Origin of the sequence: Paraburkholderia sp. DHOC27 (assembly GCF_003429005.1) — a bacterium.
In the GTDB taxonomy this organism is placed as follows: domain Bacteria; phylum Pseudomonadota; class Gammaproteobacteria; order Burkholderiales; family Burkholderiaceae; genus Paraburkholderia.
Genome location: NZ_QVQV01000003.1, coordinates 132,729 through 158,441, shown reverse-complemented (window position 1 = coordinate 158,441; position 25,713 = coordinate 132,729). Strand labels below are relative to the sequence as shown.

Here is a 25,713-nt window from a genome sequence, read left to right as displayed (position 1 = left end):
GGTTTTTTCTTGCCACTCTCAATGACCCTTGCCGCCAAGCCCTTCGCTGCTGCCGTCAATCATCTGCTCGCCCGCGAATCGTGGGCACGCGAGCGCCTCATCCCCTACGCCGGCAAGACTGCCCGGCTCTCGTGTCCGCCTGTCAATCTGATCCTGCTGGTGCAGCCGGACGGCTATCTGGCCGCCGTGGACGAAACCGAGGCGCAGGTGTTCGACGTCACCATCGCCGTCCCGTCCGATGCCTTGCCGGCTTTTGTGCAGGGCGGTCAGGCGGCGGTGATGAAGCACGTCAAGATCGAGGGCGACGCGGAGTTTGCGACGGCCATCGCCAGGCTGGCCGAGCATCTGCGTTGGGAGCCGGAGGAGGATCTGGCGCGCTTCATCGGCGACGGTCCGGCCTGGCGGGTGGCCACGCTGGCGCGTTCGGTCGGCGAGCATGCACGGCGTACGGGCCGTAATCTGCTGGATTCGGTGGCGGAATATCTGCTGGACGAAAATCCGCAACTGGTCCGCCGCGCCGCGCTCGACGACTTCAATGCCGAGCTTGCGCGGGCCCGTGATGCGCTGGCGCGCGTCGAGAAGCGCCTCGAGCGCCTTGAACAGAAGGTCGAAGCCCGTGGCGCCGATGCGCCAGGCGGCGCCGCCACGTCGCGCGGCACGCGCTAGTCACCGGGCTCAACCATGCGTTTTCTGCGTTTCCTCAAGATATTTTTTACGGTCATCCGCTTCGGTCTCGATGAGATGATGCTGAGCCGCATCAACGACCGGCGCGTGCGGTTCCTGTTGCGCATCACCACGATTGGCCGCAAGTTCGACCAGCCGCCAGGCGTGCGGCTGCGGCTCGCGCTCGAGAGCCTCGGGCCGATCTTCGTGAAGTTCGGTCAGGTGCTGTCCACGCGGCGCGATCTGCTGCCGGTCGACATTGCCAACGAACTGGCCAAGCTGCAGGATCAGGTGCCGCCGTTTCCGTCGGAAGTGGCCATTGGGCTGGTGGAGAAGTCTCTGGGCGCGCCTGTCGACGTGCTGTTCGACGACTTCGAGCGGGTGCCGGTGGCGAGCGCCTCCATCGCGCAGGTGCACTTTGCCAAGGTGAAGGCCGGCCAGCATGCGGGCAAGGCGGTCGCGGTGAAAGTGCTGCGCCCGAACATGCTGCCGGTGATCGACTCCGACCTCGCGCTGCTGCGCGATATCGCCGTGTGGGCCGAGCGTTTGTGGGCGGACGGCAAGCGTCTGAAGCCGCGCGAGGTGGTCGCCGAATTCGACAAATACCTGCACGACGAACTGGACCTGATGCGCGAGGCCGCCAACGGCAGTCAGTTGCGCCGCAATTTCGCCGGGCTCGATCTGCTGCTCGTGCCGGAGATGTACTGGGAGTTCTGCACGCCCACGGTGCTCGTCATGGAACGCATGGTGGGCGTGCCGATCAGCCAGGTGGAGACTCTGCGCGCGGCGGGCGTGGACATTCCGAAGCTGGCGCGCGAAGGCGTCGAGATTTTCTTTACGCAGGTGTTCCGCGACGGCTTCTTCCACGCTGACATGCATCCCGGCAATATTCAGGTGAGCCTCGATCCGGCGCATTTCGGGCGTTACATCGCGCTCGATTTCGGCATCATCGGCGCGCTGTCTGACTTCGACAAAAACTACCTCGCGCAGAATTTCCTCGCGTTCTTCAAGCGCGACTATCACCGGGTGGCCACGCTGCATCTGGAATCGGGATGGGTGCCGCCCACCACGCGCGTCGAAGAACTGGAAAGCGCGATTCGCGCGGTCTGCGAGCCGTACTTCGACCGCGCGCTGAAAGACATCTCGCTCGGCCAGGTGCTGATGCGGCTCTTTTCCACCTCGCGCCGCTTCAACGTGGAGATTCAGCCGCAACTCGTGCTGTTGCAGAAAACCATGCTGAACGTGGAAGGGCTTGGACGTTCGCTCGATCCCGAGCTCGATTTGTGGAAGACCGCCAAGCCGTATCTCGAACGCTGGATGAACGAGCAGATCGGGCTGCGCGGCTGGTACGAGCGCCTGAAAATCGAGGCGCCGCAGTGGAGCAAGACCTTGCCGCAACTGCCGCGGCTGATTCACCACGTGCTCGCCCAGCGTCACGAGAATCAACGCGGCCCGAGCGACGACATGATTCGCCAGATTCTGCTCGAACAGAAACGCACCAACCGTCTGCTGCAAGGTTTGCTGTTGTTCGGCATTGCGGTAGGGGTGGGCGCGGTGGTCGCGCGCGCCTGGCTGGTGTTCGTCTACGGCGGCTGACGCGATCAAGGGAGCGCTGCCGGACGTGCGGCGGCGAGTGTGCCGCACAGCTACGCCAAATTTTGCAAGGAGCGTCCCATGAGCGATCCCAAGCGGCCAGAGGACCTGGCCAACCCGCCCGGCGTTGAGTTCGTCGCCCGTGACCCCAACTCGCCGGCCTTCTGGGACGAGCGCTTCGAACGCGGTTTCACCCCGTGGGATCAAGCCGGTGTGCCCGCCGCATTCAAGACGTTCGCCGCGCGACATCCGCAGCTTGCCGTGCTGATTCCCGGCTGTGGCAACGCGTGGGAGGCGCTTTGGCTCGCGCGTGAAGGCCGTCAGGTGCAGGCCATTGATTTTTCCCCAGCCGCCGTGGCCAACGCGCGTGCCCAGTTGGGCGCGTACGCGCAGGTCGTGGAACAGGCCGACTTCTTCGCCTGGCAACCGCCGCAGCCGCCCGGCTGGATTTACGAGCGCGCGTTTCTGTGCGCGCTGCCGCTTGCGCGCCGGAATGACTATGCGCAGCGCATGGCCGAACTGTTGCCGGCTGGCGCGCTGCTCGCCGGCTTCTATTTCCTCGGCAAGACGTCGAAGGGGCCGCCTTTCGGCATCGAGCGCGCCGAACTGGATGCACTCTTGTCGCCGTCCTTCGAACTGCTCGAAGACGAGCCGGTCAGCGATTCGATCGAGGTGTTCCAGGGCCGCGAGCGCTGGCTCACCTGGCGTCGCCGGGCGGGGCGGTGATGGATGTGACCGGCATGCGGCGGCTTGAGCCTGCGCGGTTCACCCTCATTTGAGGCAGCGGCGGCTGTGCCAGCCGCTCGCCCCCAAAATCGGGGGTGGGGAATTGTTTGCGGCTATAATTCAAGGCTTTGCAAGCGTTTATCAGATTAACGTAGGGAAAAGATCATGCCGATCTACGCTTATCGCTGCGAGTCATGCGGCTTCGGGAAGGACGTGCTTCAGAAGATGAGCGACGCCCCCCTGACGAAGTGCCCTGAGTGCGGAAACGAAACCTTCCGCAAACAGGTGACCGCAGCTGGATTCCAGCTTAAGGGTTCAGGCTGGTACGTGACGGATTTCCGTGGCGGCAACAACGCCAAGGCGGCACCGGCCGCCAATGCCAGTGGCAACGGCGCTGCGCCGGCCAATGGCGAGGCGTCCTTCACAGCGAGCGCGTCGTCGGAGAGCGCTTCGGGCAATAGCAATAGCACGGGCAGCGGCGCGAGCAGCAGTACCGCCGCCGCACCGGCAGCGCCCGCGGCCACGCCGGCTTCTTCGAGCGGCTCCGGCAGTACGTAACGAGCGTAGCCGCCTCTGCATTCACTCTGCAAGGCGGCGCACCCGTCGCTTCCGGCCACGCCGGGGCGGCCCACTGGCGATACCCATGACGACGAAAAAAGCGACGCTCAAATCCGTGTTTCTGACTGGCCTGCTGGTGCTGGTGCCGTTGGCCATCACGCTGTGGGTGCTCGGTCTGATTATCGGCACGATGGACCAGACGCTGCTGTTGCTGCCCGAAGCATGGCAGCCGGAACGCCTGTTCGGCTTCCGCCTGCCGGGACTCGGCGCGGTGCTGACGCTGGCGTTCATTTTCATCGTCGGACTGTTGACGCAGAACTTCGTCGGGCAGAAGCTGGTGAGTTGGTGGGAACTGCTGGTCGGGCATATTCCGGTGGTCGGTCCGATCTACACCAGCGTCAAACAGGTTTCGGATACGTTGCTCTCCAGCAGCGGCAATGCGTTTCGCAAAGCACTGCTGATCGAGTATCCGCGCAAGGGTTCCTATACGATTGCGTTTTTGACCGGGATTCCGGGCGGCGACGTGGTCAACCACCTGAAGGAAGATCACGTCAGCGTGTACGTGCCGACCACGCCGAACCCGACGTCCGGCTTCTTCCTGATGGTGCCGAGGAGCGAGGTAGTCGAACTCGATATGACGGTCGACGCCGCACTCAAGTACATTGTCTCAATGGGCGTGGTGGCGCCGTCCGCGCCTGCTGCGGCGCAGGTGCGCCGCTCCACCATCGAGCCGCCAATGTAATGCCGGCGCGCATTGTTCCAGTTTCACGCAACGCGCGCCGTTCAACTAATGCATAACGAAAGACAAACATCATGTCGATGCGATCTGAATACTGCGGTCTGGTGACCGAACATCTGCTGGGCCAAACCGTGTCGCTGTGCGGCTGGGTGAGCCGTCGCCGTGACCACGGCGGCGTTATCTTCATCGACCTGCGCGATCGCGAAGGCCTCGTTCAGGTCGTGTGCGACCCGGATCGCGCGGAGATGTTCAAGACTGCCGAAGGTGTGCGCAACGAGTTCTGCGTGCAGATCAAGGGCGTCGTGCGCAATCGCCCGGAGGGCACCACCAACGCCGGTCTGAAGAGCGGCAAGATCGAGGTGCTGTGCCACGAGTTGACCGTGCTGAATGCATCGGTCACGCCGCCGTTCCAGCTCGACGACGACAACCTCTCGGAAACCACGCGCCTCACGCATCGCGTGCTCGACCTGCGCCGTCCGCAGATGCAGCACAACCTGCGTCTGCGTTATCGCGTGGCCATCGAAGTGCGCAAGTATCTGGACGACCAGGGCTTCATCGACATCGAAACGCCGATGCTCACGAAGAGCACGCCGGAAGGCGCGCGCGACTACCTGGTGCCGTCGCGTACCAATGCCGGCCAGTTCTTCGCGCTGCCGCAGTCGCCGCAGCTCTTCAAGCAACTGCTGATGGTCGCCAATTTCGACCGCTACTATCAGATCGTCAAGTGCTTCCGCGACGAAGACCTGCGCGCCGACCGCCAGCCGGAATTCACGCAGATCGACTGCGAAACCTCGTTCCTCTCCGAGCAGGAAATTCGTGACCTGTTCGAGGCGATGATCCGCCACGTGTTCAAGGTGACGATCGACGTCGACCTCGACGAAAAATTCCCGGTCATGCAGTACTCGGAAGCGATGCGCCGCTTCGGTTCGGACAAGCCGGACCTGCGCGTGAAGCTCGAATTCACCGACCTGACCGACGCTGTTCGCGACGTCGACTTCAAGGTGTTCAGCACGCCGGCCAACACCAAGGACGGCCGCGTGGCCGCCCTGCGCGTGCCGAAGGGTGGCGAGCTTTCGCGTGGCGATATCGACAGCTACACGGAATTCGTGCGCATCTACGGTGCCAAGGGTCTGGCGTGGATCAAGGTCAACGAAGTCGCGAAGGGCCGTGACGGTCTGCAAAGCCCGATCGTCAAGAACCTGCACGACGAAGCGGTCAAGGCCATCATCGAGCGTACCCACGCACAAGACGGCGACATCATTTTCTTCGCGGCAGATCGCGCGAAGGTCGTGAACGACAGCCTCGGCGCCCTGCGTCTGAAGATCGGTCATTCGGAATTCGGCAAGGCCAATGGTCTCGTCGAGAAGGGCTGGAAGCCGCTGTGGGTGGTGGACTTCCCGATGTTCGAATACGACGAGGAAGAAAACCGCTACGTCGCCGCGCATCACCCGTTCACGAGCCCGAAGGACGAGCACCTCGAGTACCTCGAAACGGATCCGGCCCGCTGTCTCGCCAAGGCCTACGACATGGTGCTGAACGGCTGGGAAATCGGCGGCGGCTCGGTGCGTATCCACCGCGAGGAAGTGCAGAGCAAGGTGTTCCGTGCCCTGAAGATCAACGCCGAAGAAGCGCGCGCGAAGTTCGGCTTCCTGCTCGACGCGCTGCAATACGGCGCGCCGCCGCACGGTGGTATTGCGTTTGGTCTCGACCGCATCATCACGATGATGGCCGGCGCCGATTCGATTCGCGACGTGATCGCGTTCCCGAAGACGCAACGTGCGCAGGATCTGCTCACGCAGGCACCGAGCGAAGTGGACGAGCGCCAGTTGCGCGAGTTGCACATCCGCTTGCGTCAGCCGGAAGCGAAGGCGTAATGCGCGCAGTGCACACTGTGCGCACGTTGCGGAGGGCGGCATAGGCTGCCACGCAACACAATGATTGATCGAAAAAGGCGCGTCATGCGCCTTTTTCGTTTTTTGCGTTACAGTCGAAGCAAATGCCCGAAGCGGGATGCCCAGGCGCAGCACGAAGCTGCGTCCCAAGAAAAACCGTCGACCGACGAGTACCGCGTGCATAGCGCGCCGAGTCTTATCGCCATGCCGAAACCGCCGAAGATTCCTGAGTCCGTACTGGTCGTCATTCACACCCCGGCGCTCGACGTGCTGATCATCGAGCGCGCCGACCGCGCCGGTTTCTGGCAATCGGTCACGGGCTCCAAAGACACGCTCGACGAACCGCTCGCCGCGACTGCGGCGCGCGAGGTGGCCGAGGAAACCGGCATCGTCGTCGGCAGTGCGGCGGTGCCGCGCGAGGCGCTGTTCGACTGGGGCTATCAGATCGAATACGAAATCTACCCGGTGTGGCGGCATCGCTATGCCGAGGGCGTGACGCACAACACCGAGCACTGGTTCAGCCTCGAAGTGCCAGAGCGCTTCGAAGTCACGCTGGCGCCGCTCGAACACGTCGCGTTTCTATGGCTTCCGTATGAGGAAGCGGCCGCGCGCTGCTTTTCGTCGTCGAATGCCGACGCCATCCTGCAACTGCCGCAGCGTCTGAAGGGACGGGTCCGATGAGCACAAGCCGCGCGCGCCCGTTCGCGCGACTTCATCAAACGCTATTCGGCCGGCGCTACTGGTCGAAATACCGCTTCACGGCCGGCAATCAGGTCAAACTGTTTCGCTCGGGCGAGGCGTTCTTCGCTTCGCTGATTGCGCGCATCGACGCCGCCGAGAAAGACGTCATCCTCGAAACCTATATCTTCTGCAACGACGACGCCGGCCAGGCGGTCAGCGCGGCGTTGCTGCGCGCCGCCGCGCGCGCCGTGCGGGTGCGCGTGATGACGGATGGCATCGGCACGGCGAAACTGGCGCTGTTCAACGACTGGCCGACGCGCGGCGTCGAGCATCTCATCTATAACCCGCACCTGTTTGGCCGCTTTGGCTTTTCACGCACGCACCGCAAGCTCGCCGTGGTGGATGACAAGTTTGCGTGGTGCGGCGGCATCAATATCGTGGATGACTACGAGAACGACGGCGAACGCCTGCCTTACCGCCGCTGGGACTTCGCCGTGGAGTTGCAGGGGCCCGTGGTGGAGGACGTGCGCGAAGCGCTGGAAACGCAGTGGCATCGCATTCGCTTCGGGCATCGGCCGGTCGAATCGTTGCAGCCGGATTTCACCTACAAGGACGACCAAAGCCCCGGCGCGCCGGCTCACGGCCGTAACCGCAGCGCCGATCTGCGCGACGCGGGCGAGCCGGCGGTGGCCTTCGTCGCGCGCGACAACCTGATCAACCGCCGTGCGATCGAGAAAGCCTACCTGACCGCGATTGGCCAGGCGCGCAGCGAGGTGCTGCTCGCCAATCCGTACTTCATGCCGGGCCGCAAGCTGCGCCGCGCGCTGACGTATGCGGCGCGCCGCGGCGTCGAGGTGAAACTGATCATTGGGCGGAAAGAATTCGCGGCGCTCGACTATGCCGTGCCGTTCCTGTACCGCTCGCTGTTGAAGGCGGGCGTGAAGATCGCGGAGTACGAAAAGACCCTGCTGCACGGCAAGGTCGCCGTGGTCGATTCCAACTGGGGCACGGTGGGCTCGTCCAATCTCGACGCGCTCAGCCTCATGCTCAACAACGAGGCCAATGTCGTGCTGGTCGGCGACCGTCAGATCGACCCGCTGCGCGAGGCGATCCTGACCGCTTTCGACGAGTCCCGCCGCATTGATCTTGCGCACTACGAAGCACGTCCAGCCGGCGAACGTCTGCTAAATTGGCTGGCCTACACGGCGTACAGGGTGGCGATGAAGCTGCTCACAGTGGGCGGCTACGATTAGTCAGGAGAAAGCGCCTCTGCGCGCCCAAATTGGCCGTCCATGATACGAAGCAAACAAGACAGACAAACGCCTCTAAAAAATCTCCATCGTCCGATTGACGTATGACGCAAAATTGAAGCTCAGTTAGAAACCGGTTTCTAATAAAGTCCTTGTTTCGCGGACGGCACCACTCAATAATAGTACGGCCGTTCGATTTTCTTTCGGTCACACCAGAACGGTAAATAGCTATGCGAAAAGGCGAACAAACGCGCGCCGCGATTCTCGATGCAGCACTCGATCTGGCAAGCCGCGACGGACTGGAAGGTCTGACCATCGGGTTGCTGGCCGAACGTATGCAGATGAGCAAGAGCGGGGTGTTTGCGCACTTCGGGTCGCGCGAGGATCTGCAGGTCGAGGTCGTGCGTGAATATCACCGTCGTTTCGAAGACGAGGTGTTTTTCCCGAGTCTGCGCGAGCCACGCGGTTTGCCGCGCTTGCGCGCCATGATTTCCCGCTGGATCGAGAAGCGCATTCAGGAAGTCACCACTGGGTGCATCTACATCAGCGGCGCGGTCGAATACGACGACCGCGCGGACAGTCAGGTGCGCGAGCAGCTCGTGGCGAGCGTCACGACGTGGCGTGCGGCGCTGACACGGGCCATTTCGCAGGCAATGGAGCAAGGGCATTTGCGGCCGGACACCGATCCGCAGCTCATGCTGTTCGAACTGTATAGCTTCACGCTCGGTCTGCATCATGACGCGCGCTTCCTGCATTTGCCGGATGCAGTGCGTCTCACGTGGGCCGCGCTGGAAAAACTGATTGTTTCGTATCAAAGCGAGAGCCGTTAGCGGGCCGGATGGATCCCAGGGATTTCACGGCGCTGAGAAGGTCAGCAGCACCGGCCTGAGCTGACAGCCTCGCTTCCTGTCAATCTTTGGAGAGAGTCATGGGACAGTACGCCGCGCCGTTGCGCGACATGCAATTCGTGTTGCACGAGCTGCTTAACGTCGAAGCTGAGATCAAGCAGATGCCGAAGCACGCGGATCTCGACGCGGACACGATCAACGCCGTGCTCGAAGAAGCCGGCAAGTTCTGTTCCGAAGTGCTGTTCCCGCTGAATCAAAGCGGCGACCAGGAAGGCTGCACGTACGTCGGCGACGGCGTCGTGACCACGCCGAAGGGCTTCAAGGAAGCCTACAAACAATACGTCGAGGCTGGCTGGCCGGCGCTCGGCTGCGATCCGGAATACGGCGGCCAGGGCCTGCCTGCATTCGTCAACAACGCGCTGTACGAGATGCTCAACTCGGCGAACCAGGCGTGGACCATGTACCCGGGTCTGTCGCATGGCGCCTATGAGTGCCTGCACGCGCACGGCACGCCGGAACTGCAGCAGGTGTATCTGCCCAAGCTGGTGTCCGGCACGTGGACCGGCACGATGTGTCTGACCGAGCCGCACTGCGGCACGGACCTGGGCATTCTGCGCACCAAGGCCGAACCGAACAGCGACGGCTCGTACGCCATCAGCGGCACGAAGATTTTCATCTCGAGCGGCGAACACGACCTCGCGGACAACATCGTTCACCTGGTGCTCGCGCGTCTGCCGGATGCGCCCAAGGGCACCAAGGGCATTTCGCTCTTCATCGTGCCGAAGTTCGTGCCGAACCAGGCCGGCGAAGCGGGCGAGCGCAACGGTGTGAAGTGCGGCTCCATCGAACACAAGATGGGCATTCACGGCAACGCCACCTGCGTGATCAACCTCGACAACGCCAAGGGCTGGCTGGTCGGTGAGCCGAACAAGGGCTTGAGCGCCATGTTCGTGATGATGAACGCCGCGCGTCTGGGCGTCGGCATGCAGAGCCTGGGTCTCACGGAAGTGGCCTACCAGAACTCGCTGACGTATGCGAAAGAGCGTCTGCAGATGCGTTCGCTGACGGGCCCGAAGGCGCCGGAAAAGGCTGCTGACCCGATCATCGTGCACCCGGACGTGCGCCGCATGCTGCTCACGCAGAAGGCCTACGCGGAAGGCGCACGCGCCTTCTCGTACTGGTCCGCGCTGCATATCGACAAAGAGCTGTCGCACGAGGACGAAGCGGCGCGCAAGGAAGCAGCCGATCTGGTCGCGCTGCTCACGCCGATCCTGAAAGCGTTCCTCTCGGACAACGCGTTCGAAGGCACCAACCACGCCATGCAGATCTACGGCGGCCACGGCTTCATCGCCGAGTGGGGCATGGAGCAGTACGTGCGTGACGCCCGTATCAACATGATCTACGAAGGCACCAACGCGATCCAGGCGCTCGACCTGCTGGGCCGCAAGATTCTCGGCGACATGGGCGCGAAGATGAAGAAGTTCGGCGCGCTGGTCACGGCGTTCGTCGAAGCCGAAGGCATCAAGCCGGAGATGCAGGAATTCGTGAACCCGCTCGCCGACATCGGCGACAAGGTGCAGAAGCTGACCATGGAAATCGGCATGAAGGCCATGCAGAACCAGGACGAAGTGGGCGCGGCAGCCGTGCCGTATCTGCGCACGGTCGGTCATCTGGTGTTCTCGTACTTCTGGGCCCGCATGGCACGCATCGCGCTGGACAAGGAAGCCTCGGGCGATCCGTTCTACAAGGCCAAGCTCGCCACCGCGCGTTTCTACTTCGCGAAGCTGCTGCCGGAAACGGCCATGACGATTCGTCAGGCACGCGCCGGTTCGAAGTCGCTGATGGACGTCGAAGAGTCGCTGTTCTAACGCCTCATAGCAAGGCAAACGCCACGCCTCGGCAACAGAGGCGTGGCGTCTTCAAAGGCCAATGGCAGCCATTGCCACCCAATGCGAGTCACCCGCGCTACGTCAGCGCGGCCGCTGCGCAACACACAAGCAACACTGCAATAACTCCCCCGGAGGAACGACGTGAGCAATCTGATCATTCGCAAGGTAGCCGTGCTCGGCGCCGGCGTGATGGGCGCGCAGATCGCCGCGCACCTGATCAACGCCAAGGTGCCCGTGCTTCTTTTTGATCTGCCCGCCAAGGAAGGCCCGAAGAACGCCATCGCGTTGAAGGCGATCGAGAACCTGAAGAAGCTGTCGCCCGCGCCGTTCGGCGTGAAGGACGACGCGCAATTCATCCAGCCTGCCAACTACGACGACGACATCGAGAAGCTCGCCGAGTGCGACCTCGTGATCGAAGCGATTGCCGAACGCATGGACTGGAAGCACGACCTGTACAAGAAGGTTTCGCCGCATATCGCGCCGAACGCGATCTTCGCGAGCAACACGTCGGGTCTGTCGATCACCGAGCTGTCGCAAGGTTTCTCGGATGAACTGAAGGCGCGCTTCTGCGGCGTGCACTTCTTCAATCCGCCGCGCTACATGCATCTGGTCGAACTGATTCCCACGGCCACAACGCGTCCGGAGATTCTCGACCAGCTCGAATCGTTCCTGACGAGCGTGGTCGGCAAGGGCGTCGTGCGTGCGAAAGATACGCCGAACTTCATCGCTAACCGCGTCGGCATTTTCTCGATTCTCGCCGTCATCACCGAGGCCGCGAAGTTCGGTCTGCGTTTCGACGAAGTGGACGATCTGACCGGCTCGCGTCTAGGTCGCGCGAAGTCCGCCACGTTCCGCACGGCTGACGTGGTCGGTCTCGACACGATGGCGCACGTCATCAAGACGATGCAGGACAACCTGAAGGACGATCCGTTCTTCCCGGTCTACGAAACGCCGGCGGTGCTCGCTGAACTGGTAAAGCAGGGCGCGCTCGGTCAAAAGACTGGCGCCGGCTTCTACAAGAAGGAAGGCAAGGCGATCAAGGTGCTCGACCCGAAGGCGGGTGCCTACGTCGACGGCGGTGCGAAGGCCGACGAACTGGTGGGCCGCATTCTGAAGCGCCCGCCCGCAGAGCGTCTGAAGCTGCTGCGCGAATCGGAGCATCCGCAGGCGCAGTTCCTGTGGGCGATTTTCCGCGACGTGTTCCACTACATCGGTGTGCATCTGGAATCCATCGCAGACAACGCACGTGACGTGGACCTCGCGATCCGCTGGGGCTTTGGCTGGAACGAAGGTCCGTTCGAAGGCTGGCAGACGGCCGGCTGGAAGCAGGTGGCCGAGTGGGTGCAGGAAGACATCGCAGCAGGCAAGGCGCTCTCGAACGCGCCGCTGCCCGCGTGGGTGCTCGAAGGCCCGGTCGCAGAGAAGGGGGGCGTGCATACCAACGAAGGTTCGTGGTCGCCCGCTTCGAAGACGTTCGTGCCGCGCTCCTCGTTGAGCGTCTACGACAAGCAGGTGTTCCGCGCGCCGCTGGTCGGCGAGACGGGCGCCGATCCGAAGACCTACGGCAAGACGCTGTTTGAAACCGAAGCCGTACGCGCCTGGGTCGACGACCGTGCCGCCGAGAACGACGTGCTGATCGTGTCGTTCAAGAGCAAGATGAACACGATTGGACCGTCGGTCATCGACGGTCTGACGCAGGCCATCGAACTGGCCGAGAAGGACTACAAGGGCCTGGTGGTGTGGCAGCCCACGTCGCTGAAGCTCGGCACGCCGGGCGGTCCGTTCTCCGCTGGCGCGAATCTCGAAGAAGCCATGCCCGCCTTCATGATGGGCGGCGCGAAGGGTATCGAGCCGTTCGTGAAGAAATTCCAGCAGGGCATGCTGCGCGTGAAGTATGCGAGCGTGCCGGTGATTGCCGCGGTGTCGGGCATCGCGCTCGGCGGCGGCTGCGAACTCGCGCTGCACAGTGCGAAGCGGGTCGCGCACATCGAAAGCTATCTGGGTCTCGTGGAAGTGGGCGTGGGTCTGGTGCCCGCAGGCGGTGGTCTGAAGGAAGCCGCGCTGCGCGCAGCGGAAGCAGCCACGCAGGTTGGTGCGACCAGCGATCTGCTGAAGTTCGTGCAGAAGTCGTTCGAAAACGCCGCCATGGCCAAGGTCTCGGCGTCCGCGCTCGACGCCCGCGCGATGGGCTACCTGAAGCCGTCCGACACGATCGTCTTCAACGTGTTCGAACTGCTCGACGTGGCGAAGAAGGAAGCGCGTGCGCTGTCGGCTGCGGGCTACCGTCCGCCGCTGCGTGTCACGCAGGTGCCGGTGGCGGGCCGCTCGGCGATTGCGACGATCAAGGCTTCGCTCGTCAACATGCGTGATGGCCGCTTCATCAGCGAGCACGACTTCCTGATTGCGAGCCGTATCGCGGAAGCAGTGTGCGGTGGCGATGTCGAGGCCGGCAGTCTGGTGGACGAAGAATGGCTGCTGCAACTGGAGCGTCGCGCATTCGTGGACCTGCTCGGCACGCAGAAGACGCAGGAACGGATCATGGGCATGCTGCAAACCGGCAAGCCGGTGCGCAACTAACGCGCGGCGCGACCGCGATAAGACTGCATGGGACCAGAGTAAGCGCTAAACGCGCCAGCTCTGGTCGACAAGGAGCTTGAAATGACAAAGCAATTGCAAGACGCATACATCGTCGCAGCAAGCCGCACGCCGATCGGCAAGGCGCCGCGCGGCATGTTCAAGAACACGCGCCCCGACGAACTGCTGGTGCACGCCATCAAGGCCGCCGTCGCACAGGTGCCGGGTCTGGACACCAAGGTGATCGAAGATGCGATCATCGGCTGCGCAATTCCGGAAGCCGAGCAAGGCCTGAACGTGGCGCGCATGGGCGCACTGCTGGCCGGCCTGCCGAACACGGTAGGCGGCGTCACGGTGAACCGCTTCTGCGCATCGGGCCTGACGGCGCTGGCCATGGCCGCGGACCGCATCCGCGTCGGCGAGTCGGACGCGATGATCGCGGGCGGCTGCGAGTCGATGAGCATGGTGCCGATGATGGGCAACAAGCCGTCCATGTCGCCGCACATCTTCGATCGTAGCGAAGACTTCGGCATTGCCTACGGCATGGGTCTGACGGCCGAGAAAGTGGCCGAGCGCTGGGAGGTGAGCCGCGAAGCGCAAGACGCGTTCTCGGTCGAATCGCATCGCCGCGCCATCGCCGCGCAAGAGGCCGGCGAGTTCAACGACGAAATCGCCGCCTACACGATCACCGAGCGTTTCCCCGATCTCGCCAGCGGCGAAGTGAAGGTAAAGACGCGTGAAGTGTCGCGCGACGAAGGTCCGCGCGCCGATACGTCGATGGAAGGTCTCGCCAAACTGCGCACCGTGTTCGCCAACAAGGGCTCGGTGACGGCCGGCAACAGCTCGCAGACATCGGACGGCGCGGGCGCGCTGATCGTCGTGTCGGAAAAGATGCTCAAGCAGTTCAACCTCACGCCGCTCGCGCGTTTCGTCAGCTTCGCCGTGCGCGGCGTGCCGCCGGAAATCATGGGCATCGGTCCGAAGGAAGCGATTCCGGCTGCACTGAAGGCCGCGGGTCTGAAGCAGGACGACCTCGACTGGATCGAACTGAACGAAGCGTTTGCCGCGCAATCGCTGGCGGTGATCCAGGATCTCGGTCTCGATCCGTCGAAGATCAACCCGCTGGGCGGCGCCATTGCGCTGGGTCACCCACTGGGCGCAACGGGCGCGATTCGTGCGTCGACGGTGGTGCATGGCCTGCGTCGCCGGAACTACAAGTACGGCATGGTGACGATGTGCGTCGGCACGGGGATGGGCGCAGCGGGCATTATCGAGCGTCTGTAAGCGTGTTCGCTACGGTCAAATGATGACCGCAGAACGGTTCGCGGGCCGCAGGGCTTGCGAACCGTTTTTCCATTCAGTTGCAAAAGCCGGTACCGCCCGTACCGGGCAGTACAACGCGAGGAGATGACAATGGACATTCTGGTCGAGCGCGCAGACGGCGTGCAGACGATTGCCTTTAACCGGCCGGACAAGAAGAACGCGATCACGGCCGCGATGTACCAGACAATGGCCGACGCGATGGTCGAAGCGCAGTCGGACGCAGCCGTGCGCGCCATCCTGATTCGCGGCAGCGTGGGCATTTTCAGCGCCGGCAACGATCTCGAAGATTTCATGAAGACGCCGCCGATGGGCGAAAGCGCGCCCGTGTTCCAGTTCCTGCGCGCGATCAGCTCGGCGGAAAAGCCGGTGGTGGCGTCGGTGGCCGGCGCGGCGGTGGGCATCGGCACGACGCTTCTGCTGCATTGCGACCTGGTCTACGCCGCGGACACCGCGAGCTTCTCGTTGCCGTTCGCGCAGCTCGGCTTGTGCCCGGAAGCGGCGTCGAGCCTGCTGTTGCAGCGCGTAGGCGGCTATCAGGCGGCGGCTGAGAAGCTGTTGCTGGGCGAGGCGTTCGACGCGCGCGAGGCGCAGCGGATGGGCTTCGTGAACCGCCTGCTGCCGGCGGCGGAAGTCGATGCCTTCGCATTCGCGCAGGCGGCCAAACTGGCGGCGCTGCCGGCCGCGTCGCTGCGTGTCACCAAGTCGTTGATGAAGCGCGCGAGCCAGCATGAACTGCAGACGCAGATGAGCGACGAGGCCGTGCATTTCGGCAAGATGCTGCTCGCGCCCGAAGCGCGTGAGGCGTTCAAGGCGTTCTTCGAAAAGCGTAAGCCGGATTTTCGCCAGTTCGATTAAGGCTTGGGTCTGAGGGCTGAAACGGTGCGCTTACCGTTTCAGCTGCAGCCATCCACGCAGCCCTAGGTACCAGCCTTAGAAGCAGCCTAAATAGCAGCCGCCGTATCGTAGTCGACGTAGCCCGCCTCGCGGCAGAAGCTCACCAGCCGCACGCCGGCCCGGCGGGCGATCGCGATAGCCAGCGACGACGGCGCGGAGATCGTCGCGAGCATCGGCACATCGACGCGCGCAGCCTTTCGCACCAGCTCGTAGCTCGCACGGCTCGACAGAAACACAAAGCCGTCCCTGGTATCGGCGCGCGTCAGGATGAGCTGGCCGATCAGCTTGTCGAGCGCGTTGTGGCGGCCCACGTCCTCGAACGCGAGCTTGATCGCACCGGATGCGTCGCACCAGGCGGCCGCGTGCAAACCGCCCGTCAAACGGGTGAGCGCCTGATGCTCGGGCAACTCACGTGCCGCCCGTGCAATTGCATCGGGCGCGAGCCGTTGCAAAAAGCCGGTGTCGGTCACGCGCTCCGGTTTTAGATCCAGCAAATCAATGCTTTCGATCCCGCACACGCCGCAGCCGGTGCGCCCGGCCAGCGCGCGGCGCTTCTCCTTCAGCGCGACGAAGGCCTGTTGCACCACCTGCAATTGCACTTCGGCATGCGGCAAGTCGCCGTCGAACAGTTCGACCTCGATATCCTGGATGTCGCTGCCCCGTTCCACGATCCCCTCGGAAATCGCAAAACCCACCGCGAAGGCCTCCAGGTCGCGCGGCGTGCACATCATCACCGCATGCGAGATGCCGTTGAAGACGAGCGCCACCGGCCATTCCTGCCCCACATGGTCCGTGACGCTCTCGATCTTTTCACCGCGATGCCGGTACACCTGCTGCACGACCGCGCCCGGCTGTCCGGCCGTTTCCAGTTTATTCAAAGCCCGACTCCTTGACCGATGCGACGCGCGGCTGGCCCGGCAAATGCCGCCTGGCCCGGCCGCCGACGCGCCAATAAGGTTCTAAAATACCTCAAGCCGGCTTTGCATGTTGCCTGCCACCAACGAGGACACTGTCATGGGACTCACCGATGCACCCCTCCTGTTCGACTTCGAAGTCGAATCATCGGAGGACCTCACCTATATCCCGATGGCCGTACGTTTCAATCTGGACCGCTTCGGGCTGCGCATCTCGCTCGCGCAATGGCAGATGCTGCCGCAGGAAGACCGCAAGCTGCTGGCGCGTTTTCCGGTGGACGACGACACCGCCATCGAGCCGAACTTCGATCACGCGCTCTTCGAAATGCTGCGCACGCATGCCAATGTCGAACCCGAGTGGTTCACTCCGGAAGAGACGCCCGCGTGGCGCCGCACGGATGCCGTGCCCGAGGGGGTCGTGCATCAGGCGAGCCTCGCCGATCTGCACGCCCCGAGCGCCGATCAATGGGCCAGTCTCGCTCCATTCCAGCGCTACGTGCTGGCCAAGCTGTCGCGCAAGCCTGAGAGCAATCACGATTTCATCCCCGCCATGAGGGAATTCGGCCTGGGCGCGTAACGCGTACGAAGAAAGGTACGACGAATATTTATCCGGGTTCACCCTAAAGCCTTTCTGTAAGCCGCCGTTATCCAAAGGTTGGCGCGTGAAAGGCCCGGCAGCATTTCAGCAAACAGGCTGAACGACGCACACCAAGCGCCGACCCAGCGCTCATGCCGGCGGAACGAATAACGTTCGGAACCCATGACTCCTTTTCTATTGAGGCGGCGGCTGCTGATCAATATCGCAGTCGTCGTCGCAGCGGTTGGCGCAAACGCGTTTGTCGCTTACACGCAGATCCGCGGGCAACGCGCGGCCGATGTGCGCACCCTGCGCTCGACCGGGATCCGCGAGAATCTCGACGCCTGGCGCGGCGCGCTCGATGACGGCCTCGCGACGCTCGGGCGCTTCGAGGCGACCGGCGTGGCGGGCCGGCCCGATGCCGCGTCCACCATGCTGGCGTCGGTGAACGCGCTGGAAGAAACGCTCGCCACTGAACTCGCGGACGAACCGTCGATGACGGCCTCGCTGCACAAGCTGGGCGCCGATAGCCGCTCGTTGCAGGCCGAACTCGCGACGGCACTGGCGCGCGCCCAGACGAGCGCCCCCGACCAATCGCGCGACTGGGCGGCGTCGACCTATACGCGTCTCGGCATGCAGCAGGATCAGGTAGAAACCGCGCTGGCGGCACTGCGACTGGAGGAAGGCCGCGCGCTGCAGAGCGCGCTCAAGGAATCGGCCCGGCAGTCGCAGCACGCCATGTGGCTGCTCATCGTCACCATGCTGGCGGGCAGCGGGCTCCTCATCTACACCTTCGGCGCCCGTGAAAATGCCGCGCGCGAACGTCTGCGTGTGGCGCGCGCGCTGCGCCGCAACGACGAGCGCTTCCGCGGCCTGTTCGACACGCATCCGGTGCCGATGTACATCTTCGACTGCGAGTCGCTGCGTTTCATGGCGGTCAATGCCGCCGCCGTGCAGCAATACGGCTATGCGGAGAGCGAATTCCTCGAAATGACGATCCGTGAGATCCGGCCGAACGCGGAAGTGGGCCGTCTCGAATCGCATCTGTCGCGCAGCAACGTGGCGTCGAGCGTGGGCCGAACGATGGCGGGCGTGTGGCATCACCGGCGCAAGGACGGCTCCACGATCAGCGCGGATATTTCCTATCACCGGCTCACGTTCATGGGGCGGCCGTCCATCTTCGTGCTGGCCGACGACGTCACCGAGCAGATCAATGCGGAAGCCGAGGCGCAGCGCTCGAACCAGATGCTCGAAACGGTGATCGACAATATCCCGCAACGGATTTTCTGGAAGGATCACGAGTCGCGCTACCTGGGCTGCAACATGGCGTTTGCGCGCGATGCCGGGCTGGCCTATCCGGAGCAGGTGGTCGGCAAGACCGATAACGATCTGCCGTGGCGCGCGTTCGCCGACAACGTGCGCGCGCACGACGTGGAAGTGATCAGCACCGGTGTGCCGAAGATGAACTTCGAAGTCGATCTCGTCATCGACAACGTGCATCGCACCACGGTCACGAGCAAGCTGCCGTTCACCGATAGCGACGGCCGCGTGATCGGCGTGCTTGGCTCCTACAGCGACATCACCGAACGCAAGCGCGCCGATCTCGCGCTGCGCCTGCAAAGCCGTGCGCTCGACGCGAGCGTGAACGCGATCCTGATTACCGGGCCGTCGGCGGCCGGCAATCTGATCGAATACGTGAACCCGGCGTTCAAGCGCATTACCGGATACGAGCCGGCTGAAGTGATCGGCCAGGACTGCCGTCTGTTGCAACGCGACGACCGCGACCAGGAAGGCGTCACGTCGATTCGCCAGGCGCTTGCGGCCAATCGCGAGGTGAGCGCGGTGCTGCGCAACTATCGCAAGGACGGCGCGCTGTTCTGGAATCAGTTGTTCATCGCGCCGGTGCCGAATCCGGATGGCGAGACCACGCATCACATTGGCGTGATCAACGACATCACCGACCTGATGCGCTATCAGGAGCAGCTCGAATATCAGGCGAACTATGACAGCCTGACGCGCCTGCCGAACCGCAACCTGCTGCGCGATCGTTTGCAACATGCGTTGATCGTCGCGCAGCGGCACCATAAGGGCGTGGCCGTCGTCTTCATCGATCTCGACGGCTTCAAGAACGTCAACGACAGCCTCGGCCACAGCGTGGGCGACCGACTGCTCAGCGTAGTCGCCGAACGGCTCGGCCGCTGCGCGCGGGCGAGCGACACGGTAGCGCGCCACGGCGGCGACGAGTTCGTGATCGTGATGACCGATACCGTGGACGAACAGTCGTTGATCGCGTGGATGGAACGCGTGCGTACCTCGATCTCGGAGCCGGTATGGCTGGACGGCACTGAGCTGTACGTGGGATGCAGCATGGGCGCGAGCCTGTTCCCGCAGGACGGCGAGGACGCCGAAACGCTGCTCAAGAAGGCCGATCTGGCGATGTACCGCGCCAAGGACATGGGCCGCAACACGTTCCAGTTCTACCAGCCGGAGATGAATGCGGCCGCGGGCGCCCGACTCAACCTCGAACGCCGCTTGCGGCGCGCGCTGCGTGATGGCGAATTCCTGCTGCACTACCAGCCGCAGGTGGATATCGTCAGCGGGCAGATCGTCGGCATGGAAGCGCTGGTGCGCTGGCGCGATCCGGAGGTGGGGCTGATTCCGCCATCGTCGTTCATTCCGGTGGCTGAAGAGTGCGGGCTCATTGGACCGTTGTCCGAATGGGTGTTGCGCGAGGCATGCCGGCAGAACAAGGCCTGGCAGGACGAAGGATTGCCGCCGGCGCGCGTGTCCGTGAATCTGTCGGCGCGGCAGTTTCAGCAGCACGATATCGCCAAGCTCGTCACCACCGTGCTCGCGGAAACCGGGCTCGAACCGCAGTACCTCGAACTCGAACTGACCGAGAGCACCATCATGCGCAATGCGGAGGAGGCCGTGTCGATGCTGAACGCGCTGCACGCGCTCGGCATTGGGCTTGCCATCGACGACTTCGGCACCGGCTATTCGAGCCTGAGCTATCTAAAGCGATTCCCGGTGGACCGCCTGAAGATCGACCGCTCGTTCGTGTCCGATATCGGCACCTCGGGCGATGACGAGACGATCACGTCGGCGATCATCGCACTGGCCCACTCGTTGAACCTGCAGGTGATCGCCGAGGGCGTCGAGACCTCCGAACAGCTCGATTTCCTCAAGGAGCGCGCTTGCGATGAGATGCAGGGCTTCTTCTTCTCGCGGCCCATGCCACGCGATGCGATTCCGGAATTGCTGCAGGCGGGGATGGTCGAAAGCTGAGAAAATCCGCTGAACAGCCACCACGGAGCAAACGATGAGCGAAGACGTGCGCGTGCGGCGGATCGCTGCCGATGAAGCGGCCGGTTGCATTGACGCCCTGGCCGACGTGCTGATGGACTGCGTGGAAGGCGGCGCCTCGGTGAGCTTCATGTTGCCGCTCGCGCGCGACAAGGCGCTCGCATTCTGGCGTGGCGTAGCGGACGGCGTGGCCCGCAACGAACGTGCGCTGCTGGTTGCCGAGCAGGGCGACGGCCGGATTGTTGGCACGGTGCAGTTGATCACCGCGCAACCCGACAATCAACCGCACCGCGCGGATGTCGCGAAGATGCTGGTGAGTCGCAGCGCGCGGCGGCGCGGCGTGGCGCAAAAGCTGATGACCGCGGTCGACGAGGTGGCGCGCGCCGAGGGCAAGACCGTGCTCGTGCTGGACACCGTCACGGGTGGCGACGCCGAGCGTCTCTACGCACGCGCTGGCTGGCAGAAGGTGGGCGAGGTGCCGAACTACGCGTTGATGCCGGATGGCGCGTTCTGTGGCACCACGTTCTACTACAAGCACCTCTGAGGCGCGCCATGAAGCACGCCGGTGCCGATGCCTTGACTACGCTTGCCGGGCTGATTGCCACGATTCGCGAGCACGGGTTCAAGGAGCCCCGGCCGGGCGTGTTCTATCGCAGGGGAAAGGCGTTCCTGCATTTCCATGAAGACGCGGCGGGACTCTTTGCCGACTTGCGGGTGAACGACGAGTGGGAGCGCTTTCGTGTGACTGATGCGGACGAACAGGCGGCGTTTCTGCGGGTGCTGCGGGCGAGCGCATGAGCGGGGAGATCGACGCCCGCTCAGCTCGGTTTCTTCTCGATCAATCCAGTGCCGGCAGTGCGCGTGGCCGGCGGTCGCTGTCCGTTGCGACGTAGGTCAACGTCGCTTCCGTCACCTTCACGACCTCTTCGGCGAGGCTCATCCGCTGCGCGTACACGGTGACTTCAATCGTGACGGACGTGTTGCCGGTCTTGACGATGTCCGCGTAAAAACTCAGCAGATCGCCGACAAAAACCGGCTGCTTGAACACGAACGAATTGACCGCGACAGTCGCCACGCGGCCGTTCGCGCGGCGGCTGGCGGGAATCGAACCGGCAATGTCGACCTGCGCCATGATCCAGCCGCCAAACACGTCGCCATGCACGTTGGCGTCCGAGGGCTGCGGCACGACGCGCAGCGCGCACGATTTTTGAGGAAGTTGCAGTTGATCGCTCATCGGGACACCCAGGGGAAACGGATTGGCTCGCACACCAAAAGCGGCGTCAGCCGGCTTCTGCGACAATAGAAAGATCAGGAATTGTACGGGAAAGCGCCCTGTCGGGTCGCGCACCAGCAGGCCTGCCGCCGCCCGGTCGAACCGCTAACGGCGCAGGTTCAGCCGCCAACGGCTGCGCGATTGCCCAGGCCCCGTCTTTTCCATCCCCACCAGTTGGATTCCATGCGCCACCACTCCGCTTCCTCCGAGCCTTCGCCGATCTCGACCCAGCCGCGCAACGACTGGCAGACGATCCTCTCGCTGCTGCCGTACCTCGCGACCTACAAGGGGCGGGTAACGCTCGCGCTGACCTGCCTGATCGGCGCGAAGGTCGCCAACCTCGGCGTGCCGATCGTGATGAAGCGCATCGTGGATGGCCTCGCGTCGGTGCGCCATCTGACAGCGCTCGGCCGCGCGGATCATGCACCCGCCATCGTGCTGCTGGGGGGCATCGGCTTGCTGGTAGTCGCGTATGCCGTCGTCCGTCTCTCGACCTCGCTGTTCACCGAGCTGCGCGAAATCCTCTTTTCGAAGGTCACGGAGAGCGCGGTTCGCCAACTTGCGCTCAAGGTGTTCCGCCATCTGCATGCACTCTCGCTGCGGTTTCACCTCGATCGGCAGACGGGTGGCATGTCGCGCGATATCGAACGCGGCACGCGCGGCATCACGCAGCTGATTTCGTATTCGCTGTACAGCATTCTGCCGACGCTCGTCGAAGTGGGCCTCGTGCTCGGCTTTTTCATCGTCAAATATGAGGCGTACTACGCGATCGTCACGTTCGTCGCGCTGACGGTGTACATCACGTACACGGTGAAGATGACCGAGTGGCGCACGCACTTTCGCCGCACGATGAACGACCTCGATTCGCGCGCCAATTCGCGCGCCATTGACTCGCTGCTCAACTACGAGACGGTCAAGTACTTCGGCAACGAAGAGTGGGAGGCGCAGCGTTACGACGAAAACCTGCGGCGCTATCGAACCGCGGCGATCAAGTCGCAGAACTCGCTGTCGGTGCTGAACTTCGGACAGCAGGCCATTATCGGCACGGGCCTCGTGTTCATCCTGTGGCGGGCCACTCAGGGCGTGATGGCGGGACGTCTCACGCTGGGCGATCTGGTGCTGATCAACACCTTCATGCTGCAGCTGTATATCCCGCTGAATTTTCTGGGCGTGGTGTATCGCGAACTCAAGCAGAGCCTGACCGACATGGACCGCATGTTCACGCTGCTTGGCGCGACCCAGGAAGTGCCGGATGCACCAGACGCGCCGGAACTCGTGGTACGCGGCGCGCAGGTTCGCTTCGAGCATGTGAACTTTGCCTACGAGCCGGCGCGGCAGATTCTGCATGACGTGAGCTTCACGATACCCGGCGGCACGACGACGGCCGTGGTCGGCCACAGCGGTTCGGGCAAGTCCACGCTCGCGCGGCTGATGTTCCGCTTCTACGATCTGGGCCGCACCACCGGTGGCGCAATCACCATCGACGGTCAGGATATTCGTGACGTGCAGCAGGATTCGTTGCGTGCCTCGATTGGCATCGTGCCGCAGGATACGGTGCTGTTCAACGATTCGATCTACTACAACATCGCCTATGGCCGTCCCACGGCGACGCGCGACGAAGTGATCGCGGCGGCGCGCGCGGCGCACATCCACGATTTCATCGAAGGCTTGCCGAAGGGCTATGACACGCCGGTGGGCGAGCGCGGACTGAAACTCTCGGGCGGCGAGAAGCAGCGCGTCGCGATTGCCCGCACCATCCTGAAGAATCCGCCCATTCTGCTGTTCGACGAAGCAACCTCGGCGCTCGATTCACGCTCGGAGCGTGCGATCCAGCACGAACTCGATCAGATCGCCCGCGAGCGCACCACGCTGATCATCGCGCACCGGCTCTCGACGGTGGTCCACGCGCAGCAGATCATCGTGATGGACAAGGGGCGCATCGTCGAACGTGGCACGCATGCGGAGTTGGTCCGCGCGGGCGGCCTGTTTGCGCAGATGTGGGCGCTGCAACAGCAGCGCGCCGCGCAAGGCGATGAAACGCCGGAAGCCGGCGCGGCGGAAACCGCCGTGGTGCGCTAAAGCGGCGGGACTAGTTCGCCCCGGCGAGCCGCAGGCGTTGATCAAGCGCGTCGAGTTGCGCGGGTGTGCCGACGTTGTCCCAGGCGCCATCGTAGAACTCGCCGCTCGCGAGGCCACGGCCGATGGTATCGAAGTAAAACGGCGTCAGCGCACGAGGCGTGCCGCGCGGCAAGCTGCGGAACATGCGCGTGTCGTACAGGCCGATGCTGCCGAACGTGAGGCGCGGTTGCGCCTCGAGCGACACCACGCCATCCACGAGACCGAAATCACCCTTCGGATGAAACGACGGGTTCGGCACCATCACCAGATGCATGCCGGGCTCCGGCTGCGCAGCGAGGCGCGACGCGTGGGCGTGCAGCGAAGCGTAGTCGAAGTGGGTGTAGACGTCGCCCGCTACGCCGGCAAAAATCTCGCTCACATCACCGTCTTCTAGCAGCGGCAGCGCGTGGGCGATGCCGCCGGCGGTTTCGAGTGCTTCGTGTTCGCGTGAGTAACGCAGTTGTACGCCCCAGCGCGAGCCGTCGCCCATTGCTGCTTCGAGGCGCTCACCCAGCCACGCGTGATTGATCACGATGGTCTGGAAACCGGCCTGCGCGAGCCGCTCGATCTGCCAGACAATCAGGGGTTTGCCGCCCGCTTCGAGCAGAGGCTTGGGCGTGTGGTCCGTCAACGGACGCATCCGTTCGCCGCGCCCGGCGGCGAAAATCATCGCTTTCGTCAGAGACTTCGTCATCGGTTGGAATGCCTGGAACGGTCAGAACGATCAGAACGTATAGCCGACGTCGGCGGCGTGGCCTTCCAGTTCGTCGAGCAGCTTCGCAAACGGCGCGAGCGGCCGGTAGCGTTCCGCCACCTTGCGGGCGTAGCCGATGAAGCGCGGCAGGTCGTCCATGTAGTGCGGCTTGTGATCCCGGTAGTTGATCCGGCAAAAGAGCCCAAGCACCTTGATGTGCCGCTGCAGGCCCATCCATTCGAGTTGACGGTAGAACTCGCCGAAATCGGCGTCGACCGGCAGGCCGGCCTTTTTCGCATGCTCCCAGTAGTACGCGAAGCAATCGAGCTCGAATTCTTCATCCCAGCTCAGGAACGCATCCCGCAGGAGCGAGGCGACGTCGTACGTGATCGGTCCGTACACCGCGTCCTGGAAGTCGAGCACGCCAGGATTCAACGGTGCGGGGCCGGGTGCTACCATCAGGTTGCGCGGCATGAAATCGCGCAGCATGAACACCTGCGGCTGCGCCTGTGCACTCGCCACCAGCAGCGCAAAGGTGCGATCGAGGATGCCGCGGGTCTTCTCGTCCACTTCGCGACCCAGGTGCCGGCCGATGAACCACTCCGGCATCAATTCCATTTCGCGGCGCAGAAAGGCTTCGTCGAACGGCGGCAGGACGTCCGGCTGCGAGGTGAGCTGCCAGCGGATCAGCGCGTCGAGGGCGTCGCGCATCAGCGGGCGCGCGCTTTCCGGTGTGCGCTGGTTCAGTTCGCCCAGATAGGAAGCGGTGCCCAGATCCGTGACGAGCATCAGGCCCTGCTCGAAATCCACCTCCAGCACGCGCGGCACGTACACGTTGGCGGCGCCGAGCAACTGCGCGATCTGTACGAATTCGCGGCATTTTTCCGGCGGCGGCGCGTCCACGGCGATCAGCGTGCCTGCGGGCGCGTCTTGCGCATCCTTACCGACGAGGCGGAAATAGCGCCGGAAACTGGCGTCGCTGGAGGCGGGCACGAGGGTGCCGAGGTCGAGGGCATAACGGTTAGCGTGGCTACGCAGCCAGGCGGTCAGCAATTCGAGGCGGGCGTCGGTCGAGGTCGGTGCGAGGGGCTGGGTCATGAAAACCGGAAGGCAAATTCTGGGGGACAACGTCTTGCCATATAATACCCCACGACTTTTTTGACGCGACTCACGCCAGCTTTCGCTCAACGCGTTTTACCGC

The 25,713-nt window shown here is 63.6% G+C and carries 23 protein-coding genes; 18 read left to right on the top strand and 5 right to left on the bottom strand.

Annotation, left to right across the window (positions count from 1 at the left end; all coding sequences use genetic code 11):
* The first annotated feature begins 21 nt into the window (after positions 1-21).
* The 13 genes from D0B32_RS12680 (at position 22) to D0B32_RS12620 (ending at position 15,591) form a co-directional block, all read left to right on the top strand.
* Positions 22-666, top strand: coding sequence for an SCP2 domain-containing protein (locus D0B32_RS12680; RefSeq protein WP_117334339.1), 645 nt, complete (start codon positions 22-24; stop codon positions 664-666).
* 15 nt (positions 667-681) lie between these two features.
* Positions 682-2,259 (top strand): ubiquinone biosynthesis regulatory protein kinase UbiB, encoded by a 1,578-nt coding sequence (gene ubiB, locus D0B32_RS12675; protein WP_117334338.1) that lies wholly within the window; start codon positions 682-684, stop codon positions 2,257-2,259.
* Between the two features lie 78 nt (positions 2,260-2,337).
* The gene (locus tag D0B32_RS12670) at positions 2,338-2,982 is read left to right on the top strand and encodes a methyltransferase domain-containing protein (RefSeq protein ID WP_117334337.1); all 645 of its coding nucleotides are present in this window, start codon (positions 2,338-2,340) and stop codon (positions 2,980-2,982) included.
* Positions 2,983-3,147: 165 nt separating this feature from the next.
* Positions 3,148-3,540, top strand: a complete 393-nt coding sequence (locus tag D0B32_RS12665) for an FmdB family zinc ribbon protein (RefSeq protein WP_117334336.1) — start codon at positions 3,148-3,150, stop codon at positions 3,538-3,540.
* Between the two features lie 85 nt (positions 3,541-3,625).
* Positions 3,626-4,282 carry a DUF502 domain-containing protein gene (locus D0B32_RS12660; protein WP_117334335.1) on the top strand — a complete coding sequence of 219 codons (657 nt, stop codon included), beginning with the start codon at positions 3,626-3,628 and terminating at the stop codon, positions 4,280-4,282.
* 71 nt (positions 4,283-4,353) lie between these two features.
* On the top strand, positions 4,354-6,153 hold the full coding sequence (gene aspS / locus D0B32_RS12655; protein WP_117334334.1) for an aspartate--tRNA ligase: 1,800 nt from the start codon (positions 4,354-4,356) through the stop codon (positions 6,151-6,153).
* A gap of 222 nt (positions 6,154-6,375) precedes the next feature.
* Entirely contained in the window at positions 6,376-6,852 is a 477-nt protein-coding gene (gene nudB / locus D0B32_RS12650; RefSeq protein ID WP_117334829.1) for a dihydroneopterin triphosphate diphosphatase, read from the top strand.
* Positions 6,849-8,105, top strand: coding sequence for a cardiolipin synthase ClsB (gene clsB / locus D0B32_RS12645; RefSeq protein ID WP_117334333.1), 1,257 nt, complete (start codon positions 6,849-6,851; stop codon positions 8,103-8,105). The genes nudB and clsB overlap by 4 nt, the downstream gene beginning before the upstream one ends.
* 227 nt (positions 8,106-8,332) lie before the next feature.
* Positions 8,333-8,932, top strand: a complete 600-nt coding sequence (locus D0B32_RS12640; protein WP_117334332.1) for a TetR/AcrR family transcriptional regulator — start codon at positions 8,333-8,335, stop codon at positions 8,930-8,932.
* Positions 8,933-9,030: 98 nt separating this feature from the next.
* A complete protein-coding gene (locus tag D0B32_RS12635; protein ID WP_117334331.1) occupies positions 9,031-10,818 on the top strand; it encodes an acyl-CoA dehydrogenase C-terminal domain-containing protein in 1,788 nt (595 codons plus the stop codon).
* Between the two features lie 162 nt (positions 10,819-10,980).
* Positions 10,981-13,416, top strand: coding sequence for a 3-hydroxyacyl-CoA dehydrogenase/enoyl-CoA hydratase family protein (locus D0B32_RS12630; protein WP_117334330.1), 2,436 nt, complete (start codon positions 10,981-10,983; stop codon positions 13,414-13,416).
* A gap of 81 nt (positions 13,417-13,497) precedes the next feature.
* Entirely contained in the window at positions 13,498-14,697 is a 1,200-nt protein-coding gene (locus D0B32_RS12625) for an acetyl-CoA C-acyltransferase (RefSeq protein ID WP_117334329.1), read from the top strand.
* Between the two features lie 123 nt (positions 14,698-14,820).
* The gene (locus D0B32_RS12620; protein ID WP_117334328.1) at positions 14,821-15,591 is read left to right on the top strand and encodes an enoyl-CoA hydratase; all 771 of its coding nucleotides are present in this window, start codon (positions 14,821-14,823) and stop codon (positions 15,589-15,591) included.
* An 86-nt stretch (positions 15,592-15,677) separates the two neighbouring features.
* Here the strand turns inward: D0B32_RS12620 and fdhD are convergent, their stop codons facing one another.
* Positions 15,678-16,508 carry a formate dehydrogenase accessory sulfurtransferase FdhD gene (gene fdhD, locus D0B32_RS12615; RefSeq protein ID WP_117334327.1) on the bottom strand — a complete coding sequence of 277 codons (831 nt, stop codon included), beginning with the start codon at positions 16,506-16,508 and terminating at the stop codon, positions 15,678-15,680.
* Between the two features lie 136 nt (positions 16,509-16,644).
* On the opposite strand from fdhD, the gene D0B32_RS12610 reads away from it, so the two are divergent.
* Positions 16,645-17,121 carry a nitrate reductase associated protein gene (locus D0B32_RS12610; RefSeq protein WP_117334326.1) on the top strand — a complete coding sequence of 159 codons (477 nt, stop codon included), beginning with the start codon at positions 16,645-16,647 and terminating at the stop codon, positions 17,119-17,121.
* A 38-nt stretch (positions 17,122-17,159) separates the two neighbouring features.
* On the opposite strand, the gene D0B32_RS32525 is transcribed toward D0B32_RS12610, so the two are convergent.
* Positions 17,160-17,306 (bottom strand): hypothetical protein, encoded by a 147-nt coding sequence (locus D0B32_RS32525; RefSeq protein WP_181969796.1) that lies wholly within the window; start codon positions 17,304-17,306, stop codon positions 17,160-17,162.
* On the opposite strand from D0B32_RS32525, the gene D0B32_RS12605 reads away from it, so the two are divergent.
* Genes D0B32_RS12605 through D0B32_RS12595 form a run of 3 tightly spaced genes read left to right on the top strand, consistent with a single transcriptional unit; the run spans position 17,305 to position 21,225 of the window.
* Positions 17,305-20,409 (top strand): EAL domain-containing protein, encoded by a 3,105-nt coding sequence (locus D0B32_RS12605; protein WP_117334325.1) that lies wholly within the window; start codon positions 17,305-17,307, stop codon positions 20,407-20,409. The two genes, D0B32_RS32525 and D0B32_RS12605, sit on opposite strands and share 2 nt — an antisense overlap.
* A 34-nt stretch (positions 20,410-20,443) precedes the next feature.
* On the top strand, positions 20,444-20,971 hold the full coding sequence (locus D0B32_RS12600) for a GNAT family N-acetyltransferase (protein WP_117334324.1): 528 nt from the start codon (positions 20,444-20,446) through the stop codon (positions 20,969-20,971).
* A gap of 8 nt (positions 20,972-20,979) precedes the next feature.
* Entirely contained in the window at positions 20,980-21,225 is a 246-nt protein-coding gene (locus D0B32_RS12595) for a hypothetical protein (protein ID WP_117334323.1), read from the top strand.
* A gap of 40 nt (positions 21,226-21,265) precedes the next feature.
* On the opposite strand, the gene D0B32_RS12590 is transcribed toward D0B32_RS12595, so the two are convergent.
* Positions 21,266-21,661 (bottom strand): acyl-CoA thioesterase, encoded by a 396-nt coding sequence (locus D0B32_RS12590; protein WP_117334322.1) that lies wholly within the window; start codon positions 21,659-21,661, stop codon positions 21,266-21,268.
* A gap of 222 nt (positions 21,662-21,883) precedes the next feature.
* Here D0B32_RS12590 and D0B32_RS12585 point away from each other — a divergent pair, with 222 nt between their 5' ends.
* Positions 21,884-23,779 (top strand): ABC transporter ATP-binding protein/permease, encoded by a 1,896-nt coding sequence (locus tag D0B32_RS12585; RefSeq protein WP_117334321.1) that lies wholly within the window; start codon positions 21,884-21,886, stop codon positions 23,777-23,779.
* Between the two features lie 10 nt (positions 23,780-23,789).
* Here D0B32_RS12585 and murU read toward each other — a convergent pair whose 3' ends face one another.
* The gene (gene murU, locus D0B32_RS12580) at positions 23,790-24,512 is read right to left on the bottom strand and encodes an N-acetylmuramate alpha-1-phosphate uridylyltransferase MurU (RefSeq protein ID WP_117334320.1); all 723 of its coding nucleotides are present in this window, start codon (positions 24,510-24,512) and stop codon (positions 23,790-23,792) included.
* A 30-nt stretch (positions 24,513-24,542) separates the two neighbouring features.
* Positions 24,543-25,610, bottom strand: a complete 1,068-nt coding sequence (locus D0B32_RS12575; RefSeq protein ID WP_117334319.1) for an aminoglycoside phosphotransferase family protein — start codon at positions 25,608-25,610, stop codon at positions 24,543-24,545.
* Positions 25,611-25,713: the final 103 nt, after the last annotated feature.

Bases quoted from the DNA above. Each gene is read 5' to 3' on its own strand.
- ubiB (WP_117334338.1), top strand. From the start codon at position 682: ATGCGTTTTCTGCGTTTCCTCAAGATATTTTTTACGGTCATCCGCTTC.
- D0B32_RS12585 (WP_117334321.1), top strand. From the start codon at position 21,884: ATGCGCCACCACTCCGCTTCCTCCGAGCCTTCGCCGATCTCGACCCAG.
- D0B32_RS12600 (WP_117334324.1), top strand. From the start codon at position 20,444: ATGAGCGAAGACGTGCGCGTGCGGCGGATCGCTGCCGATGAAGCGGCC.
- clsB (WP_117334333.1), top strand. From the start codon at position 6,849: ATGAGCACAAGCCGCGCGCGCCCGTTCGCGCGACTTCATCAAACGCTA.
- aspS (WP_117334334.1), top strand. From the start codon at position 4,354: ATGTCGATGCGATCTGAATACTGCGGTCTGGTGACCGAACATCTGCTG.
- D0B32_RS12590 (WP_117334322.1), bottom strand. From the start codon at position 21,661: ATGAGCGATCAACTGCAACTTCCTCAAAAATCGTGCGCGCTGCGCGTC.
- D0B32_RS12595 (WP_117334323.1), top strand. From the start codon at position 20,980: ATGAAGCACGCCGGTGCCGATGCCTTGACTACGCTTGCCGGGCTGATT.
- D0B32_RS12635 (WP_117334331.1), top strand. From the start codon at position 9,031: ATGGGACAGTACGCCGCGCCGTTGCGCGACATGCAATTCGTGTTGCAC.
- D0B32_RS12610 (WP_117334326.1), top strand. From the start codon at position 16,645: ATGGGACTCACCGATGCACCCCTCCTGTTCGACTTCGAAGTCGAATCA.
- D0B32_RS12640 (WP_117334332.1), top strand. From the start codon at position 8,333: ATGCGAAAAGGCGAACAAACGCGCGCCGCGATTCTCGATGCAGCACTC.
- D0B32_RS12670 (WP_117334337.1), top strand. From the start codon at position 2,338: ATGAGCGATCCCAAGCGGCCAGAGGACCTGGCCAACCCGCCCGGCGTT.
- D0B32_RS12680 (WP_117334339.1), top strand. From the start codon at position 22: ATGACCCTTGCCGCCAAGCCCTTCGCTGCTGCCGTCAATCATCTGCTC.
- D0B32_RS12605 (WP_117334325.1), top strand. From the start codon at position 17,305: ATGACTCCTTTTCTATTGAGGCGGCGGCTGCTGATCAATATCGCAGTC.
- D0B32_RS12620 (WP_117334328.1), top strand. From the start codon at position 14,821: ATGACAATGGACATTCTGGTCGAGCGCGCAGACGGCGTGCAGACGATT.
- D0B32_RS12660 (WP_117334335.1), top strand. From the start codon at position 3,626: ATGACGACGAAAAAAGCGACGCTCAAATCCGTGTTTCTGACTGGCCTG.
- D0B32_RS32525 (WP_181969796.1), bottom strand. From the start codon at position 17,306: ATGGGTTCCGAACGTTATTCGTTCCGCCGGCATGAGCGCTGGGTCGGC.
- D0B32_RS12625 (WP_117334329.1), top strand. From the start codon at position 13,498: ATGACAAAGCAATTGCAAGACGCATACATCGTCGCAGCAAGCCGCACG.
- D0B32_RS12665 (WP_117334336.1), top strand. From the start codon at position 3,148: ATGCCGATCTACGCTTATCGCTGCGAGTCATGCGGCTTCGGGAAGGAC.
- nudB (WP_117334829.1), top strand. From the start codon at position 6,376: ATGCCGAAACCGCCGAAGATTCCTGAGTCCGTACTGGTCGTCATTCAC.
- murU (WP_117334320.1), bottom strand. From the start codon at position 24,512: ATGACGAAGTCTCTGACGAAAGCGATGATTTTCGCCGCCGGGCGCGGC.
- D0B32_RS12575 (WP_117334319.1), bottom strand. From the start codon at position 25,610: ATGACCCAGCCCCTCGCACCGACCTCGACCGACGCCCGCCTCGAATTG.